17 protein-coding genes are annotated in these 17,925 nt (G+C 51.8%); 6 read left to right on the top strand and 11 right to left on the bottom strand.

Features of this window, described 5'->3' with window-relative positions:
- Positions 1-316 precede the first annotated feature (316 nt).
- The 4 genes from EH228_RS03215 to EH228_RS03200 form a co-directional block, all read right to left on the bottom strand.
- Positions 317-799 carry a YbjN domain-containing protein gene (locus EH228_RS03215; protein WP_152320248.1) on the bottom strand — a complete coding sequence of 161 codons (483 nt, stop codon included), beginning with the start codon at positions 797-799 and terminating at the stop codon, positions 317-319.
- 87 nt (positions 800-886) lie between these two features.
- Positions 887-1,789, bottom strand: coding sequence for a 30S ribosomal protein S6--L-glutamate ligase (rimK, locus tag EH228_RS03210; RefSeq protein WP_152320247.1), 903 nt, complete (start codon positions 1,787-1,789; stop codon positions 887-889).
- Between the two features lie 18 nt (positions 1,790-1,807).
- Positions 1,808-2,530 carry an oxygen-insensitive NADPH nitroreductase gene (nfsA, locus tag EH228_RS03205; protein ID WP_152320246.1) on the bottom strand — a complete coding sequence of 241 codons (723 nt, stop codon included), beginning with the start codon at positions 2,528-2,530 and terminating at the stop codon, positions 1,808-1,810.
- Positions 2,514-2,783: a YbjC family protein gene (locus EH228_RS03200; RefSeq protein ID WP_152320245.1), complete on the bottom strand. Its 270-nt coding sequence runs from the start codon at positions 2,781-2,783 to the stop codon at positions 2,514-2,516. Before EH228_RS03200 ends, nfsA begins: the two co-directional genes overlap by 17 nt.
- A 295-nt stretch (positions 2,784-3,078) precedes the next feature.
- Between EH228_RS03200 and EH228_RS03195 the strand changes: the two genes are divergently transcribed.
- On the top strand, positions 3,079-3,342 hold the full coding sequence (locus tag EH228_RS03195; RefSeq protein ID WP_152320244.1) for a GrxA family glutaredoxin: 264 nt from the start codon (positions 3,079-3,081) through the stop codon (positions 3,340-3,342).
- A gap of 160 nt (positions 3,343-3,502) precedes the next feature.
- On the opposite strand, the gene ybjM is transcribed toward EH228_RS03195, so the two are convergent.
- A complete protein-coding gene (gene ybjM / locus EH228_RS03190; RefSeq protein WP_275065351.1) occupies positions 3,503-3,847 on the bottom strand; it encodes an inner membrane protein YbjM in 345 nt (114 codons plus the stop codon).
- A 300-nt stretch (positions 3,848-4,147) separates the two neighbouring features.
- On the opposite strand from ybjM, the gene EH228_RS03185 reads away from it, so the two are divergent.
- The 3 genes from EH228_RS03185 to ybjG all read left to right on the top strand — a co-directional run bounded on the left by EH228_RS03185 (position 4,148) and on the right by ybjG (position 7,390).
- The gene (locus EH228_RS03185) at positions 4,148-5,836 is read left to right on the top strand and encodes an aspartate:alanine antiporter (protein ID WP_152320243.1); all 1,689 of its coding nucleotides are present in this window, start codon (positions 4,148-4,150) and stop codon (positions 5,834-5,836) included.
- Positions 5,837-6,044: 208 nt separating this feature from the next.
- The gene (locus EH228_RS03180) at positions 6,045-6,779 is read left to right on the top strand and encodes a phosphatase PAP2 family protein (RefSeq protein WP_152320242.1); all 735 of its coding nucleotides are present in this window, start codon (positions 6,045-6,047) and stop codon (positions 6,777-6,779) included.
- Between the two features lie 5 nt (positions 6,780-6,784).
- Positions 6,785-7,390, top strand: coding sequence for an undecaprenyl-diphosphate phosphatase (gene ybjG, locus EH228_RS03175; RefSeq protein ID WP_152320444.1), 606 nt, complete (start codon positions 6,785-6,787; stop codon positions 7,388-7,390).
- Between the two features lie 294 nt (positions 7,391-7,684).
- On the opposite strand, the gene EH228_RS03170 is transcribed toward ybjG, so the two are convergent.
- The gene (locus EH228_RS03170; RefSeq protein WP_152320241.1) at positions 7,685-8,887 is read right to left on the bottom strand and encodes a serine hydrolase; all 1,203 of its coding nucleotides are present in this window, start codon (positions 8,885-8,887) and stop codon (positions 7,685-7,687) included.
- A 274-nt stretch (positions 8,888-9,161) separates the two neighbouring features.
- Here EH228_RS03170 and EH228_RS03165 point away from each other — a divergent pair, with 274 nt between their 5' ends.
- Together EH228_RS03165 and rimO are read left to right on the top strand one after the other, a co-directional pair.
- Positions 9,162-9,818 (top strand): HAD family hydrolase, encoded by a 657-nt coding sequence (locus EH228_RS03165; RefSeq protein WP_152320240.1) that lies wholly within the window; start codon positions 9,162-9,164, stop codon positions 9,816-9,818.
- A gap of 167 nt (positions 9,819-9,985) precedes the next feature.
- Positions 9,986-11,314 carry a 30S ribosomal protein S12 methylthiotransferase RimO gene (gene rimO / locus EH228_RS03160; RefSeq protein ID WP_152320239.1) on the top strand — a complete coding sequence of 443 codons (1,329 nt, stop codon included), beginning with the start codon at positions 9,986-9,988 and terminating at the stop codon, positions 11,312-11,314.
- Between the two features lie 66 nt (positions 11,315-11,380).
- Here rimO and gsiD read toward each other — a convergent pair whose 3' ends face one another.
- The 5 genes from gsiD to EH228_RS03135 form a co-directional block, all read right to left on the bottom strand.
- A complete protein-coding gene (gene gsiD / locus EH228_RS03155; protein ID WP_152320238.1) occupies positions 11,381-12,286 on the bottom strand; it encodes a glutathione ABC transporter permease GsiD in 906 nt (301 codons plus the stop codon).
- A 9-nt stretch (positions 12,287-12,295) separates the two neighbouring features.
- Positions 12,296-13,216 carry a glutathione ABC transporter permease GsiC gene (gsiC, locus tag EH228_RS03150; RefSeq protein WP_152320237.1) on the bottom strand — a complete coding sequence of 307 codons (921 nt, stop codon included), beginning with the start codon at positions 13,214-13,216 and terminating at the stop codon, positions 12,296-12,298.
- Between the two features lie 69 nt (positions 13,217-13,285).
- Positions 13,286-14,818, bottom strand: a complete 1,533-nt coding sequence (gene gsiB / locus EH228_RS03145) for a glutathione ABC transporter substrate-binding protein GsiB (RefSeq protein ID WP_204902647.1) — start codon at positions 14,816-14,818, stop codon at positions 13,286-13,288.
- 45 nt (positions 14,819-14,863) lie between these two features.
- Positions 14,864-16,726, bottom strand: coding sequence for a glutathione ABC transporter ATP-binding protein GsiA (gene gsiA, locus EH228_RS03140; RefSeq protein WP_193323256.1), 1,863 nt, complete (start codon positions 16,724-16,726; stop codon positions 14,864-14,866).
- 9 nt (positions 16,727-16,735) lie between these two features.
- Complete coding sequence (locus EH228_RS03135; RefSeq protein ID WP_152320235.1) at positions 16,736-17,698, bottom strand: isoaspartyl peptidase/L-asparaginase; 963 nt, start codon at positions 17,696-17,698, stop codon at positions 16,736-16,738.
- Positions 17,699-17,925 lie beyond the last annotated feature (227 nt).

The following is a 17,925-nucleotide window of genomic DNA, read 5'->3' as shown; positions in this document are numbered from 1 at the left end:
CCAAAAGCATTGTTGAACAGCGCCAGCGCTGGCTCCAACACAACGGCAACACGAAGTCTGACGGATATACAATACAATGAATGATTATTCGCCTTACTGTTAAATATAAAAAACCTATATCTGTAACGATGTTGCAAGTGAAAAACAGCTTCGCAAGAATAATCTCACTCTCAGAGTCTGACCAGATCCGGGCGTAAAAAAATAATCATCGCGGGGTGAGGTTGGGGAAAATAGCCGCAAACGGTAAGCGGAGAAACAGGTTCCAGGCAGAATATCCATCGGGCCAATGCGGAGCTGACCCGGACATAAAAAGTGTTTAATGCAGGATCGGTTGTTGTGAAGAGATAAACTCGCTGCGGTCTTCTTCTTCTCCCAGTTGCAGCAAATGATTGGCAAAGGCTTCCATTACCACCATTGAAATCTGTTCTTCACTTTGCTTCATAAAATGAACAAATTGAACATACGTCAGCCCAGCCGCCACACTTAACGACTGGCAGACGATCAATTTAGGCAAATTGTCATCCTGGATATCGACGAACGCCTTAACCGTCAGCGAACTGGCGTTGATCTGCGACAGATCACCAACTAACGGGATTAACGCGGTAGGCTTCACCTCAGCTGAGGCAGAAAACAGAATAACATTCTCCAGCAAATCGAGCTTCGCATCGAACACGCCGTCAAAATTCTGCATATGCGGCAGATGAAGCGCCTGACAGGAGTCACACTCAAACCAGGTAATATTTTGCATATCCAGCCAACGACGAATGACATCAATATCTGGAACGATGAGTGAATCCATGTAAATTTATCTCATACTGCCTTAAAATTGCGCTATATCTTACGGAAAAATGCCCTGAAACACCATGATTGCCACAGAAATATATTGTCATCCTCCCGTTTTCAGACAGAATCCGGGCTGCGCCTGATCTTCAATCCAGGCAATCATCATCGCCGCAATATCCAAACCCGTGGTCTTTTCAATCCCTTCCAGTCCTGGCGAAGCATTGACCTCCATCACCAGCGGTCCACGCGCGGCACGTAAAATATCCACCCCGGCCACCTCCAGCCCCAGGGTCGCAGTCGCGTGGATCGCCATCTCACGCTCACGCTCAGTAATCTCTACGCTACGCGCCGTTCCCCCCCGATGAAGATTGGAACGGAAATCCCCCTCCTTTGCCTCGCGCTCAATGGCGGCGACCACTTCGCCACCAATGACCAGGCAGCGAATATCCCGTCCATGCGCTTCCTTAATAAATTCCTGCACCAGAATATGCGCATTCAGCCCCCGAAAGGCATCAATCACACTCTTCGCTGCCTGTCGCGTTTCAGCCAGTACCACACCAATCCCTTGCGTCCCTTCCACCAATTTCACCACCAGTGGGGCACCGCCAACCATCTCAATTAGATCGCTGGTATCATCCGGTGAATGCGCAAAACCGGTAACCGGCATGTCAATCCCCTGCCGCGCCAGCAATTGCAGCGAACGTAGCTTATCGCGAGCCCGAGTGATGGCTACCGATTCGTTGAGTGGGTAACTGCCACATACCTCAAACTGGCGCAGCACCGCTGTACCGTAAAAGGTAATAGCCGAACCAATGCGCGGGATAACCGCGTCAAAATGGCCCAACCGCCTGCCACGATAATGGATCCCCGATGAACCCGGGTTGATATTCATATAACAGGAAAGCGGGTCAATCACTTCCACGCTGTGACCGCGCTCACGAGCCGCCTGCAACAGCCGTTTGCACGAATAAAGCGAACCGTCCCGGGAGAGTAGCGCAATTTTCACCAGATGCCTCCGGAAGACTTAACGTGTAGCCCAGCCCTGCTGATGCAGATAATCCAGCATAAATGGCCGACTTTCTTTGATTATGGTCTTCTGGATATGCTGGCTCCAACTTTCACGCCGTGGGTTACTCTCGCGGGTCATATAGTACACTTCCTGCTGGCTGTCATAGCTGGCCAGCACATCAGGATCAATCGGCTGATAACGGTTTTCATGCACCAGCATCGCTACCGGCATACGTGGCTTGTGCTGTGGCGACTGCGCTGGCCATCCCAGACAGAGACCAAACAGCGGCAAAACAAATTTTGGTAAGGCCAGCGACGTCGTCACTTCAGCGATATTGTTACGGATACCGCCAATAAATACGCCACCTAACCCAAGAGATTCTGCCGCAATCATGGCATTCTGCCCCATCAGCGCCGTATCAACACAACCTAACAACAGTTGCTCCGCCAGCCCCAGTTGCGCTTGCGGACAAATCTGCAGATGACGATTGAAATCGGCACAGAACACCCAGAATTCTGCCGCCTGACCGACATACGACTGCCCACCGCTCAGGGTGACCAGTTTTTCACGCAGTTGAGAGTCGGTCACACGGATAATGGAAGAACACTGCAGAAAGCTGGAACTGGATGCCGACTGTGCTGCGGCCAGTATTGCCTGCCGTTCAGCCTCGCCAACGGGCTGATCAGTAAAGGCCCGGATAGAGCGGTGAGAACATAACAGATCAATGGTCGGCGTCATGCTTATCTCCTGGTGGGATAGGTTTAAAAAGGTTCGGCGCCAGCGCTTTTGCCGTGCGCCACATCATCATTATCGCCGCGGGCAACATCAGGATAATACCAGTAAAAATCATGACTTGCGCTGTCAGCGGAGCGGAAAACGGCAGTGTAAAAGGTAACATCTGATGAAGCACGAAGTAAGAAAGAACCAGCGTAATGCCGCCGAAAGCTTCCAGCGCCAGTACTGGCCAGGGCATTTTACTGAATGCACGCATAATATCTCCCTGAGACGTTGCTGATGGGTATGACGACCCCATACCCTAAATAATTCGGGTTCCCGCAAGGCGGCAAGTGAAGGCGTCCCGATGAGCTTACTCCGGTAAGTGATTCGGGTGACTGAATGCTGCCAACGCATCGGGAACGTTCAGTATGACGGGTATAGTCTGGACGAATCAGATCAACAGGTAATACCTTCTTCCTTTTCCCTATTGATACGGGCATCATAAAAACCAGTTAAGACTATTCTGTGATTCATATCACACAAAATGTGTGACCTTTGAGGAGAAACTTATGTTTGCAGTAATTTTTGGGCGTCCGGGCTGTCCTTACTGTGTCCGGGCCAAAGAACTGGCGGAAAAGTTGACGGCAGAGCGCGATGATTTCAATTTCCGGTATGTGGATATTCATGCGGAAGGCATCACTAAGGCGGATCTGGAAAAAACCGTTGGCAAGCCGGTTGAAACGGTGCCACAAATTTTCCTCGATCAGCAGCACATCGGTGGTTGCACGGATTTTGAAGCATATGCAAAAGAAAACCTGGGTCTGTTCCAGTAATTCTTTCCGACACGACAAGCCGTTAAAGTCTGGTGGTGGCTGACCCGTCCTGATATTGGATTCATCACATTTTCCTCAGTGTGCGAGTTAAATGTGTCAACGCTATTGAGGACGAGTCACTGAGTTCACCACCCGTCATACGCCTCTTCACCGCAACGCTTCATCTATTATGCGAATGCCAGAAAATCGTTCTTAGCAACATCACCAACAGTGCGCCAGATCCACACCAGAAAACCGCACTGGTATCAAAAGCCAGCTCCTGAACCAGATCGTAACACCATTCTGGGTAACAATGGATAATCACCAAACATATTGGCGTCGCCAGCAAAGCTCCCAGTACCGCCACTGTCAACGGAGACTCTTTCGACGTCAGTGCAGCCAGTGCACCGGGAATGGTCAACATCAGCAGTGTGGGACATGCCTGCATTGTGGCATCACCTCCAAGGAACATGCCATAACGCACCACCAGAAAAACAATGCTATACATGACAACACTACCTGTCATAACAGTCCAGGACAGACCCTTAAACATCATAGGAGCTTCTCTCGGTAATTAATCCAGTCATCTGGACAGACAAAATCCGGTCCATTTTCCCCTGATGATAAATAAAAAACCGCTATAACTGTTTACGGCATCTACTGGCGGAAAAAGAATGAAGCGATTAGAATGACGGCCGTTTTAACTGGCCTGGGCTGTAATTCGCGGATAAACCTGAATGTTGCCGCTGCTCTGCTGGCAGTGAGGCAAATTTAGCGCAAAAGCCCCTTTACTTCAATACGTTACTGGTAAACAAGAAGTTAAACCGTGAATATAAACGTCGCAAATTTGTTAAGTGGAAATGACATTCTGTTATTATTTGTCGTGCTCGCTCTCGGGCTATGCTTAGGTAAATTACGACTGGGTTCTGTCCAACTGGGTAATTCCATTGGCGTTTTAGTCATATCTCTCCTGTTAGGCCAACAACATTTTGCCATTAATCCCAACGCCCTTAATTTGGGTTTTATGTTATTTATTTTTTGTGTGGGTGTTGAAGCCGGACCAAATTTTTTCTCTATTTTCTTTCGTGATGGTAAGAATTATCTGTTGCTGGCTTCGGTAATGGTTGGCAGCGCGGTCATTATTGCGCTTGGATTGGGCAAATTTTTGGGTTGGGATATTGGCCTGACCGCAGGCATGCTGGCGGGTTCAATGACTTCCACCCCAGTGCTGGTGGGTGCAGGAGATACACTGCGGCAAACTTATCCTTCCGGCGCGGTGCTCAGTACCGCTCAGTCTAATCTCAGCCTCGGCTATGCGCTGACTTATCTGATTGGCCTGGTAAGCCTGATTTTCGGCGCGCGTTACTTACCTAAATTACAGCATCAGGATCTGCCCACCAGTGCGCAACAGATCGCCCGCGAACGCGGTCTGGACCCGGACAGTCAACGTAAAGTCTATCTGCCGGTCATTCGCGCCTACCGCGTTGGTCCGGAGTTGGTCGCCTGGGCCGATGGGAAAAACCTGCGGGAACTGGGCATCTATCGCCAGACTGGCTGCTATATTGAGCGTATCCGCCGTAACGGCATTTTGGCGAATCCGGACGGCGATGCTGTGTTGCAACTGGGTGATGAAATTTCACTCGTTGGCTATCCAGATGCACATTCGCGTCTCGATCCCAGCTTTCGCAATGGCAGAGAAGTGTTCGATCGCGATCTGCTTGATATGCGGATCATCAATGAAGAGATTGTGGTCAAAAATAACAATGCAGTAAATAAAAAACTCAGCCAACTTAAATTGACCGACCACGGTTGTTTCCTGAACCGGGTGATCCGTAGTCAGATTGAAATGCCCATTGATGATAATATTATCCTTAATAAAGGCGACATTTTACAAATCAGCGGAGAGACCCGTCGGGTAAAATCCGTTGCCGATCGGATCGGATTCATCTCAATCCACAGTCAGGTTACCGACCTTCTCGCTTTCTGCTCCTTTTTTATTATCGGTTTGATGGTTGGGATGATAACTTTCCAGTTCAACAACCTCAGTTTCAGTATCGGTAATGCGGCCGGATTATTATTTTCTGGCATTATGCTGGGTTTTCTACGCGCCAACCATCCGACATTTGGCTATATTCCCCAGGGTGCGCTGACAATGGTGAAAGAATTTGGCCTGATGGTCTTTATGGCTGGTGTGGGACTCAGCGCGGGCGGTGGTCTGTCGCACGGGTTGGGTGATACCGGGATGATGATGCTGGTCGCCGGGCTGCTGGTCAGCCTGCTGCCGGTGGTACTGTGCTTCCTGTTTGGCGCTTACGTCCTGAAGATGAACCGTGCGTTATTGTTTGGTGCCATTATGGGTGCCCGTACCTGCGCACCGGCCATGGAGATAATCAGTGATACCGCACGCAGCAATATTCCTGCTCTCGGTTACGCGGGTACCTATGCTATTGCTAATGTTTTGCTGACCTTAGCAGGAACATTGATTGTCATCATCTGGCCGATTATCGGACTCTGAAAATAATTTAGAAATTCTGAGAACTTTTATACCCGTCCGTAGTCATAATTAGTGCCACTGCTTTTCTTTGAAATCCCCGAATTGTGGAGCCCGCGAATCCAAATGATTAGCGGGTTTTTTCTTTTTGTTGTCACTTTCTTAATGTTTCCTTAATCGCCTGCCCCCATAATGCGGCGTTGTTTTCCGTTTTCACCTTCATCTGGCGGCCATGAAATCATCATTACCTCTTAACAAAACAACCATCACCCACTCAACCAGGAACAAGGCCATTTACCTTCTTCCTCGTCACTTTTATCTTACCCAACTGATATTACTGACAGTGACTGGGCTGGTCTTTAGCTGGATATCACGTAATGAGGTATGGGATTTTTCCCTCACCCGCATGTGGTTTGACCCTGTATCTCAGCAATTCCCCTGGAAAAATAACTTTTGGCTGGACCTGATTAATCACCGAATAGCTAAGGATGTTATCATTGTCATCGCAGTAATGGCGCTGTTGACAGGGATTATCAAGCGGAATAGTCGCCTGATATTGGTCGCTTTGCTGACTGGCGTCGGTCCGTTAGTCGTTGGAGTACTAAAAGCAACCAGTGCCCATTCATGCCCCTGGGATTTGATTGAGTTTAGTGGTAAAGCGGTGTCGTACCCGTTGTTTTCCGCTATTCCACTGAACAGCGGCCCCGGACGATGCTTCCCCGGAGGCCATGCTTCTAGCGGTTTTGGCGTTATGGCATTATTTTTCTGGTTTTATCCACAGCGTCCGCGGTTAGCCTGGTTATCCCTGCTGCTCGGTGCAGTACTGGGAATGTTGATGGGATATGGCCAAATAATGCGCGGTGCGCACTTTCTTTCCCACAATTTATGGGCTGGCTGGTGGGTTTGGCTGAGCCAGTGTTTTACCTACGGATGCGTTTCGTCTCTGATGAATAGAATGAGGAAGTAATTATGTTGGAAGAGTTGAACCGGCAGTTGTTTCTTTGGATCAACGCCACTGAACAATCTCCGGGTTGGCTGATTTCACTGGCAACCTTTTTTGCCCAGGATCTGATCGCCATCGTTCCCTTGCTCATTGTGGCTTTGTGGCTGTGGGGCCCCAGAAGCCAGCTCGGATCACAACGGGAACTGGTGCTGAAAACCGGCATCGCAATGGCGTATGCGCTGATGATTTCCTGGTGCCTCGCTCATTTATTCCCCCATCCACGCCCATTCGTCATCGGATTAGGTCATCAGTTTTTGTCACATACCGCAGATAATTCTTATCCCAGCAATCACGGCACGGTAATTTTCACCTTCGCCATCGCATTCCTCTGCTGGCACCGGGTCTGGTCTGGTACCTTGCTGATGCTGTTCGGTTCAGCTATCGCCTGGTCCCGGGTTTATCTCGGCGTGCACTGGCCAATGGATATGCTGGGTGGGCTGCTGGTCGGCATGCTCTCTTGTCTGTTTGCTCAGGTTGCCTGGTATTTCTGTGGTCGTCGACTGTTACAGAATATCTCTTCATTGTACCGATTAGTGTTTGCCATCCCTATTCGTAAAGGCTGGGTACAGAATTAAATCACCGACATACCTTTTGAAGGTGGAATAACGTCCACCTTCCTTCAGTTTGATTCCCGCCCCAATAATAACGCCGCAACAGGATAAAAATTTTAAATAAACCGCCCTGGCGATAAAAATGATTATTTCCCCCAGGGGATCTTAACCATTAAAATATCCCCCTGGAATAATAATCCATTGAGTTTCAGTGGAACATTGCCCGTTTATCCTTTCTGATGAAATTTAATGCTCACTGAGGACCGGTTTGGTTCCCCCGGCGCCAACGACCCGCCCCCCCTCGGTGCCGGGTCGTTATCAGAACCATTTCCCGAACCAACCGTCCAATTTCATCATTACAAAATCCCATATTCGGCTAAAGAATCCGCCCTCATGCACCTCTTCCATCACCACCAGCGGGCGTTGATCGATCGTCTTACCATCCAGTTGGAAATCGATAGTGCCCACCACCTGATTTTTCTTCAACGGAGCGGCCAGTTGCGGCTGCAACAAGGTGAAACTGGCCTTCAGGTTTTTTGCCTGTCCTTTGGGTAAGGTGATGGCGGCATCGTTAGCCACCCCAAGGTTGACCTCTTTTTTGTCACCGTACCACACTCGTTGTGTGACAAATGGCTTGTCGGCTTTGATTGGCGTCACCGTGTCATAAAAACGAAAACCCCACGTCAACAGCTTTTCACTTTCACGAAAACGGATGGCATCGGTCGCCGCACCAAGCACCACCGAAATCAAACGCTGATCACCGTCGATCGCCGACGCCACCAGATTGTTCCCGGCCCCGGCGGTGTATCCGGTTTTGATGCCGTCCACATGCAGATTCGTGCTCCACAACAGACGGTTACGGTTGTACTGCTTAATGTGGTTAAAGGTGAATTCTTTTTCCTGATGCAGCGCGTACTCATCCGGTACATCACGGATCAAGGCCTGACTGATGATTGCCATATCACGGGCAGTACTGTATTGCCCGTCAGAGTCCAGTCCATGTACCGTTTTAAAGTGAGTATTTTTCAGTCCCCACGCCTGCACATAGTTGTTCATCATATTGACAAACGCGTCCTGACTACCGGCAACATAATCAGCCAAAGCAATACTGGCATCGTTACCAGACGAGATAATGATGCCTTTATTCAAGTCTGAAACCGAAATGCGATCACCCGGTTTAAGGAACATCAGCGACGATCCCTTCAGGACCGGGTTACCGGTTGCCCAGGCATCTTTCCCCACCGTCACCAGGGCGTTGTTGTTTATCTTGCCGACCTTGAGCGCCTGACCAATCACATAGCTGGCCATGATTTTGGTCAGACTGGCGGGATCGAGACGATCATCCGCATGAGATTCAGCCAGCACTTTCCCGCTGTGATAATCCATCAGGATCCAGGCTTTCGCATTAATCTGTGGAGGGGCCGGAACATCTTCCGCCCGGACAGGAGACATAATGATCAACAGCAATGAAAAAGAAGCGGCCAGTGACGTGATACTGGCAGGAAGACGAGTTTTATTCATGACGAGACCCAAACATCCATTTGAAAGATAAATATCTTTAGCATTTACCAGCACAACCTGACTTACGCTAACGCTTCTGCTACTGAAAAAGAACAGCATTAACGTAAAATTTTTTAGAGTTTATTAGATAAATCTGGGATATGCCGTTCTGATCGGTTTTTTTTAAGCATCCCGCACAGTCGAACCAGGTGAAATTCTGATTTTTCGCAAAACAGTTAAGCCGATCACAAAACTCCGCTAACCTGAATTAAAGGTTGCCAGAGGAGTCATGACGATGGATTTAGCGCTGTTCGATCTTGATGAAACACTGATCTGTGAAGACAGTACGAGTCTGTGGTTACGCTGGCTGGCATCCCAGGGCTATGCACCAACCGCGCTGATAGAACAGGAACAGGCGCTGATGGCACAGTATTACCAGGGGGCGCTGTCGATAGAAGACTATATGAGTACCACGCTCACGCCGTTAACCGGCATGGGTACGCTGACCGTTTCCGGCTGGGTAAGACGCTTTATTCACCGCGATATTATGCCAAGGGTTTACCCTGCTGCGCGGGAGAGAATCGCCTGGCATCAGACGCGAGGCGATACGGTCATGGTGGTCTCCGCCAGTGGAGAGCATCTTGTGGTACCGATAGCCCAGCAGTTGGGAGCTCACGGCGCACTGGCAATCGGCGTGGAAATTGTTGATGACCGTTACAGCGGTCGGACTTACGGCACCATGACCTATCAACAAGGCAAGGTCACCCGGATCAATGACTGGCTGACAGTACAGAAAGACACCCGCTTCAAGCAAACCTGGGCTTACAGTGACTCCATGAACGACTTGCCCCTACTGGAACATGCCGATCACCCCCACGTAATTAACCCCGACGAACCATTACATCAGTTGGCGCAGCAACGTGGTTGGCAAGTGTGTCACTGGAGCCGCTAATAGCGTGCTTTACGCCGGTGCTATTTGCGTCACGCGTCTTCTCTTCTTCCACCGGCATTTCGCCCGGGGAAAAGGTAAATGTCGACACATTTCATATAGCGGTATAAATTTTTCCCCGACATCGGTAAAATCCCGCGCAAATTGCTGTGCTGAACTGGAAATGAGTCATGTCGCAAAATACTACCATGGCGCCGCGCGTTGGTTTCGTCTCGCTCGGTTGCCCAAAAAATCTCGTCGACTCTGAAAGGATCCTCACCGAGTTGCGTACCGAAGGATACGAAGTGGTGCCGCGCTATAATGACGCGGAGCTGGTTATCGTCAACACCTGTGGCTTTATCGACAGTGCGGTGCAGGAATCGCTGGAGGCAATAGGCGAAGCACTGAATGAAAATGGCAAAGTCATTGTCACGGGCTGTCTGGGAGCAAAAGAAAACCAGATCCGTGAAGTGCATCCACGCGTACTGGAAATTACCGGGCCGCACAGCTACGAACAGGTGCTGTCACACGTGCATCAGTACGTGCCAAAGCCTCAGCACAACCCCTTCCTCAGTCTGGTGCCGGAACAGGGCGTAAAACTGACGCCGCGCCACTATGCTTATTTGAAAATTTCCGAAGGCTGTAACCATCGCTGTACTTTCTGCATCATCCCCTCGATGCGTGGCGATCTGGACAGCCGTCCGATCGGCGCAGTGCTGGATGAAGCCAAACGCCTGGTGGAAGCCGGGGTGAAAGAATTGCTGGTTATCTCACAGGATACATCAGCCTATGGCGTGGACGTCAGGCACCGCACCGGCTTCTGGAATGGCGCACCGGTCAAAACCAGTATGGTCAGCCTGTGTGAGCAGTTAGCTAAGCTGGGCGTATGGGTACGCCTGCACTATGTTTATCCTTATCCTCATGTGGATGAGGTCATTCCGTTGATGGCTGCAGGGAAAATCCTGCCTTACCTGGACATTCCCCTGCAACACGCCAGTCCGCGGATCCTCAAGTTGATGAAGCGACCCGGTGCCGTTGAGCGTACCCTGGAGCGCATCAAACGCTGGCGTGAAATCTGCCCGGATCTGACCCTTCGCTCGACCTTTATCGTTGGCTTCCCTGGCGAGACCGAGGAAGATTTCCAGATGCTGCTCGACTTCCTGCAAGAAGCACGACTGGATCGCGTGGGCTGTTTCAAATACAGCCCGGTGGAGGGCGCCACGGCTAACGACCTGCCGGACCCGGTACCTGAATCCGTCAAGGAACAACGCTTCAACCGGTTTATGCAACTCCAGCAAAGCATATCCGCCAGCCGGTTGCAGGAAAAAGTGGGCCGCGAGATTCTGGTGATCATCGACGAAGTTGATGAAGAAGGTGCGATTGGCCGCAGCATGGCGGATGCGCCGGAAATTGACGGCGCGGTGTATCTGAACGGCGAGAAAAACCTACACCCCGGCGATGTTATCCGTGCGCGCGTTGAAAATGCCGACGAATACGATCTCTGGGCCAGCAAAATTTGATCTCAGCCTGGTAGCAACGGGAAAAGTAAAGCGCGCCTGCAGCAAAGCAGGCGCGTAGCCGTAGCGTCAGGTTTTTAATTTAGGATCGAGCGCATCACGCAGGCCGTCACCCAGCAAATTAAACGCCAGCACGGTCAGAAAGATAGCCAGGCTGGGGAAAATCGCCACATGTGGCGCCATCACCATATCAGCCCGCGCTTCATTCAACATCGCCCCCCACTCCGGCGTCGGCGGTTGTGCGCCAAGCCCCAGGAAGGACAGGCTGGCGGCAGTAATAATCGAGGTACCAATCCGCATCGTAAAATAAACCACGATCGAAGAGAGGGTTCCCGGCAGAATATGACGCATGATAATCGTAAAATCAGACGCGCCAATACTGCGAGCCGACTCGATAAAGGTCAACTGCTTCAGCACCAGCGTATTGCCGCGAACCAGGCGGGCAAAGGCCGGAATACTGAAAATCGCCACCGCAATAATCACATTGGACATCCCGCTGCCCATGATCGCCACCACGGCAATCGCCAGCAGGATACCGGGGAAAGCGAACAACACATCACTGATGCGCATAATAATGCGATCCCACCAGCCACCATAATAACCAGCCAGTAAACCGAGAAAGGTCCCCATTGCCGCCCCCAGCGCCACCGACACAAAGCCGGAAATCAATGAGAGCCGCGTTCCCAGCAGCACCCGACTGAAAATATCCCGCCCCAGAGAATCGACGCCAAACCAGTGCATCGCCGACGGTCCTTCAGTCAGGCGGTCATAATCAAAGTAATTTTCCGCATCAAATGGTGCCAGCCAGGGGGCAAAGATCGCCACCAGAATTAACAACAGCACAAATACACCGGCCATCATGGCCAGCGGCTGACGGCGAAAACGCCGCCAGAATTCCCGCCAGGGCGTACGCACGCGATGCTGGTTCAGAATGGGCATAGCGGACAGCGCCGCTTTACGTCGCCAGTTTTTCATCGCGGATCCTTATTTATAACGTATCGCAGGATTAATAGCGGCATACAACATATCGACAATCAGATTGATCAGAATGAACTCCAGCGAAAACAGCAGCACTTCGGCCTGCACCACCGGATAATCGCGCATTTCCACCGAATCCACCAACAGACGCCCTAACCCCGGCCAGTTGAAAACCACTTCCACCACAATCGAGCCGCCCAGCAGGAAACCAAACTGCAACCCCATCATGGTGACAACCGGGATCATCGCATTGCGCAAGCCATGCTTAACCACCACCCATGTCTCGCGTACCCCCTTGGCCCGTGCCGTACGCATGTAATCTTCCTGCATCACCTCCACGAAAGAAGCCCGGGTAAAACGCGCCATCACCGAGGCCACCGCAGCACCAAGGGTGATTGACGGTAAAATATAGTGTTGCCAACTGCCAGCCCCTACCGTTGGCAGCCAACCCAGCTTCACCGAGAACACCTGCATCAACAACATGCCCAATGCGAACGCAGGAAACGAGATCCCCGAGACCGCTAACGTCATACCCAGACGATCAGGCCAACGATTACGCCATACAGCAGAAATAATCCCCACCGCCATACCGAAAATCACCGACCATGCCATGCTGCTGAGCGTTAACCACAGCGTCGGTAAAAACCGCTGCGCTATCTCAGAAGAAACCGGCCGTTTGGAAACCATTGACTGACCGAAATCGCCCTGCACCGCGTTGCTGATAAAGTGCCAAAACTGCACAATTAATGGCTGATCAAGCCCAAGCTGCTGACGGACTAACGCGACCACCGTGCTGTCCGCTTCCTGACCCGCCAGCAACCTTGCCGGATCGCCCGGCAGCAGATGAACAAACAGGAACACCAGCACCGCCACAATCAGCAGTGTGGGGATCAGTCCCAATATGCGTTTAATAAAATAGTTGAGCATAGATTATCCTGCGCCTGTCACCGCCGCGCCTGCCACCAGGCAAGACGCGGCGAATCGTCAGCGGGGGGGTTACTGCAGATCAGCGTCATCAAAACTAAATGAAGTATCAGGCATGACATAGAAACCGGTCAGGTTTTTGCTATTGGCCGAAACCAGTTTTTCCACCACCAGGGGAACCCAGGGCTGATCTTTCCAAATGCGATCCTGGGCATCTTTATACAGCGCGGCTTTCTGTTTGCTGTCGGTGGTTTTCAGTGCGTCAGCCAGATCTTTATCCACCTGAGGATGACTGTAGAAGGCGGTATTAAAAATAGCTGGCGGCCAGGCCTGGGTAGCGAACAACGGCGTCAACGCCCAGTTAGCTTCACCTGTAGAAGCAGACCATCCAGTATAGAACATGCGCACACCGCTCTCTTTCTGCCCTTTATCTTCCACTTCCGCTGCCCGCTGCCCGGCATCCATCGCGGTAACTGTCGCTTTAATGCCTACCTGCGCCAACTGCTGCTGGGTAAACTGCAGCACCTTCTGGGCCGTACTGTTATTATGCGAAGACCACAACGTGGTGGTGAAACCGTTCGGAAAACCCGCTTCCTTCAGCAATTCACGCGCTTTAGCCGGGTTATATTCCGGTGTCGGATAGCTTTGTGCATACTGAATGGCTGGCGGCACAATCCCGGTCGCTGGCGTAGCGTAGCCGGCAAAGGCCACTTTCACCAACGCCTGGCGGTTGATGGCGTAGTTGATTGCCTCACGCACTTTGGGATTATCAAACGGCTTCTGCGTCACGTTAAGACTAATGTAACGCTGCATGATCGAAGGCGCGGTCACCAACTCCAGCTTGTTGTTTTTCTCCAGCAGTTTGGCCTGTTCGTAAGGGATCGGGAAAGCAAAATTCGCTTCGCCGGTCTGTAACATCGCCGCCCGGGTGTTGTTATCCACCACCGGACGCCAGGTAATGCTGTCGAGTTTCGGATAGCCTTTCTTCCAGTAGCCGTCGAATTTCTTCACCTTGACGTAATCAGTCTGGTTCCAGTTATCCAGTTCGTACGGACCCGTACCGACTGGATGAAAGCCGATATCCTTACCGTATTTTTTCAGCGCCGCTGGGGAAATCATGGCTGCTGCCGGGCTGGCCAGGGTATTGATAAACGCCGAGAACGGCTGCTTCAGGGTAATTTTCACCGTATACGGATCAACCACTTCAGTGGCGGCGATAGATTTGAACAGGTTATAGCGCTTCAGATGGTTATCCGGATTGCTGGCCCGATCAAGGTTGGCCTTCACCGCCTCCGCGTTGAAATCCGTACCGTCCTGGAACTTCACTCCCTTCTTCAGCTTGATGGTATAGCTGAGTCCGTCCTTGCTGGCATCAAAACTTTCCGCCAATACATTAATCAGCTTCATATCCTTATCAAAGCCAAACAGCCCCTGATAGAAGGACTTCGCCACCGCCTGCGACAAGGTATCGTTTGCGTCGTAGGGATCGAGGGTGGTGAAGTTGGAACCAACGGCGATTACCGCGTCTTTCGCGGCCCAGACAGGGCTGGCGGCAAAACTGCTCAGTAGGCCAGCCGTTAACCATATACGTTTGCTTTGACTCATCATTTTAGGTGTTTCTCCTGTCATTCCTTGTTGTTTTACAGCAATTCAGGCACCGCCGATCGCATGGCGAGCAACGTAGTGTCCGGCGTTAACTTCAACTAACGGCGCAACTTCTGGTTCATCGTCCAGCGCATGAATCGGGCTGGGGATCTCTTCCACTAGCAATGCCCTCTCGCGCCGACGCTGACGAGGATCCGCCACCGGCACAGCAGACATCAGCTTACGCGTGTAAGGATGCTGGGGGTTTTCAAATACCGCCTGACGGGGGCCTATCTCCACAATCTGGCCGAGATACATCACCGCCACCCGATGGCTGATACGTTCCACCACCGCCATATCATGAGAAATAAATAAGAAAGCAATACCGAATTCCCGCTGCAGATCCAGCATCAAATTGACGATTTGCGCCTGAATAGAGACATCCAGCGCGGAAACGGCTTCGTCGGCAATCACCACCTTCGGATTGAGCGACAAGGCCCTGGCGATACAGATACGCTGACGCTGCCCACCGGAGAACTCATGCGGATAACGCCGCGCGTGTTCCGGCAATAACCCGACCTTCTCCAGCAACCAGGCAACGCGATCGGACGCTTCTTTCCCTTTCGCAATGCCGTGGACCAACAGCGGCTCCATAATGGAAAAACCCACAGTGAGCCGCGGATCGAGAGAAGCATAAGGATCCTGGAAGATAAACTGGATATCACGCCGCAGATGAGACAGCGCGGCTCCCGTCAGATTATCGATGCGCTGACCATTAAAAGTAATGGTTCCCCCCTGGCTTTCCACCAAACGCAGTAGTGATCGCCCGGTCGTGGATTTTCCACATCCTGACTCCCCCACCAACGCCAGAGTTTCACCGGGTCGCAAATCAAAACTGACTTTTTCCACAGCATGAACACGACGAGTAACACGATTAAAAATGCCACTCCGGATATCAAAACGGGTGACTAAATCACGCACCTGTAACACGGGCTCGGCATCAGGTACCACGGTATCCTGCGGCAGCATAATCTCATCAGCACGGTCAGTACTGAACAGGGGAAAATGGGCCGGATAGGGTTTGCCAGTCATTGCGCCCAGTTTCGGCACCGCCTGCAACAACGCTTTCGTGTAATCCTGCTGCGGAGAACGGAAAATAGCCTCCACCGCGGCGGTTTCCACCCCTTCCCCACGGTACATCACCTGCACGCGATCCGCTATTTCCGCGACGACTCCCATGTCGTGAGTGATAAAAATCACCCCCATCTGCATCTCTTTTTGCAGTACGCGGATCAATTGCAAAATTTGCGCCTGGATAGTGACGTCCAGCGCGGTAGTCGGCTCATCGGCAATCAGCAACGCCGGGCGGCAGGAGAGCGCCATTGCAATCATCACGCGCTGACGCATGCCACCAGAAAGTTGATGAGGAAAGCGTGATAACACATTTTTCGCTTCCGGAATACGCACCATATCCAGCATATTTTCCGCTTCTTTCAGCGCTTCACGATGGCTCCTCCCCTGGTGCAGACGGATCGATTCCGCAATCTGCTCACCAACGGTAAATACCGGATTGAGCGAGGTCATGGGTTCCTGAAAGATCATCGCCATGTCGGCACCGCGGATCCGCCTCAGTTGCGCCTGCCTGGCACGGGACAGATCGACAATCTGGCTGTTACGCCGTCGCAGTAGCATTTCACCGCTGTCAATGGTGCCGCCTCCCTGTTCGATCAGACGCATCAAGGCCAGGGAGGTGACGGATTTTCCGGAGCCAGACTCGCCGACGATCGCCAACGTTTCTCCGCGATGAACCTCCAGCGAAAGATTTTTTACCGCCTGAATCACCGTCCCTTCCTGGCTGAAACTGACGTTGAGATTTTTTACCGCCAACACCTGCCCGGCGGGCAAGTCTGACCCGTTGAAAATTGTCACCCCTCCCCCTTACTCTTCGCGGTAGATGCCGACGCTGGGTTCATCACCGACATAGCCGTAGCCACGGTACATTCCCTCACTGTTGAATGGCAACGCCACATTACCTTCCCGGTCTACTGCGATGGCCCCACCACTGCCGCCCAGTACCCTAATCTTTTCCATCACCACCCGGTCGCAGGCTTCCTTCAGTGAAAGTCCACCGTATTCCATCAATGCGGCAATGTCGTAAGCGGCCAGCGAACGCATAAACACTTCACCAGTACCCGTACAGGAAACCGCTACGTTGGCGTTATTGGCGTAGCAACCCGCGCCGATAATCGGTGAATCACCAACCCGTCCTGTCTGTTTGTTAGTCATCCCGCCCGTTGAGGTCGCTGCGGCCAGGTTGCCGTGCAGATCGACCGCGACTGCGCCAACCGTGCCGAATTTGTTCTCAGGATCGATAGGATCGCCAGAAGTCTGCGCCGCCCCATCATGATCCAGCACCATCTGCTCAGCAGACAGCGCTCGCTGTAACTGTTGCCAACGCGCCTGAGTTGAAAAGAAATCTGTGGCTACTTGTTCCAGTCCCTGCTCAAAGGCAAACGCTTCGGCACCCTCGCCAATCAACATCACATGAGGACTGTTTTCCAGCACAGCGCGAGCCGCCAGTACAGGATTACGCACACGCCTGACCCCCGCCACCGCTCCCGCATCCAGCGTACGGCCATCCATTACACTGGCATCCAGTTCATGCGTTCCCTGATGAGTAAATACCGCGCCTTTTCCCGCGTTGAACAACGGGCACTCTTCCAACAGCCGGACGGCTTCAGTGACCGCATCCAGTGCGCTACCGCCAGCGGCCAGTATGGTCTGTCCACTGGTCACTATCGCTGATAATGCCTGAATATAGTGCTGCTCTTTTTCTGCGCTCATACTGGCACGGGCAATCGCTCCCGCACCGCCGTGAATGGCGATCACTGCTCTGACCATAATCCGATTATCCTGCGTGACAAATCAGCATGAAAAACACTGGCTTAGAATGATTTTGATTGAATTCGACTCGTTTTTGACTATAGGCAGGCTGTAAAGTGATGTAAAGCAGAATGTTCGCTGGCGGGTAATAGCAAAAAGTTCTGTCTTATAACGCCACGCTGGGTTTGCGTGACCCCGACGGAAAATCAGGCCATAATACCCACTATCTGACTGTATGCCTGCCC

Source organism: Erwinia endophytica, from assembly GCF_009295515.1.
Classification (GTDB): Bacteria; Pseudomonadota; Gammaproteobacteria; order Enterobacterales; family Enterobacteriaceae; genus Erwinia; species Erwinia endophytica.
This window is presented reverse-complemented; position numbering and strand designations above follow the sequence as displayed.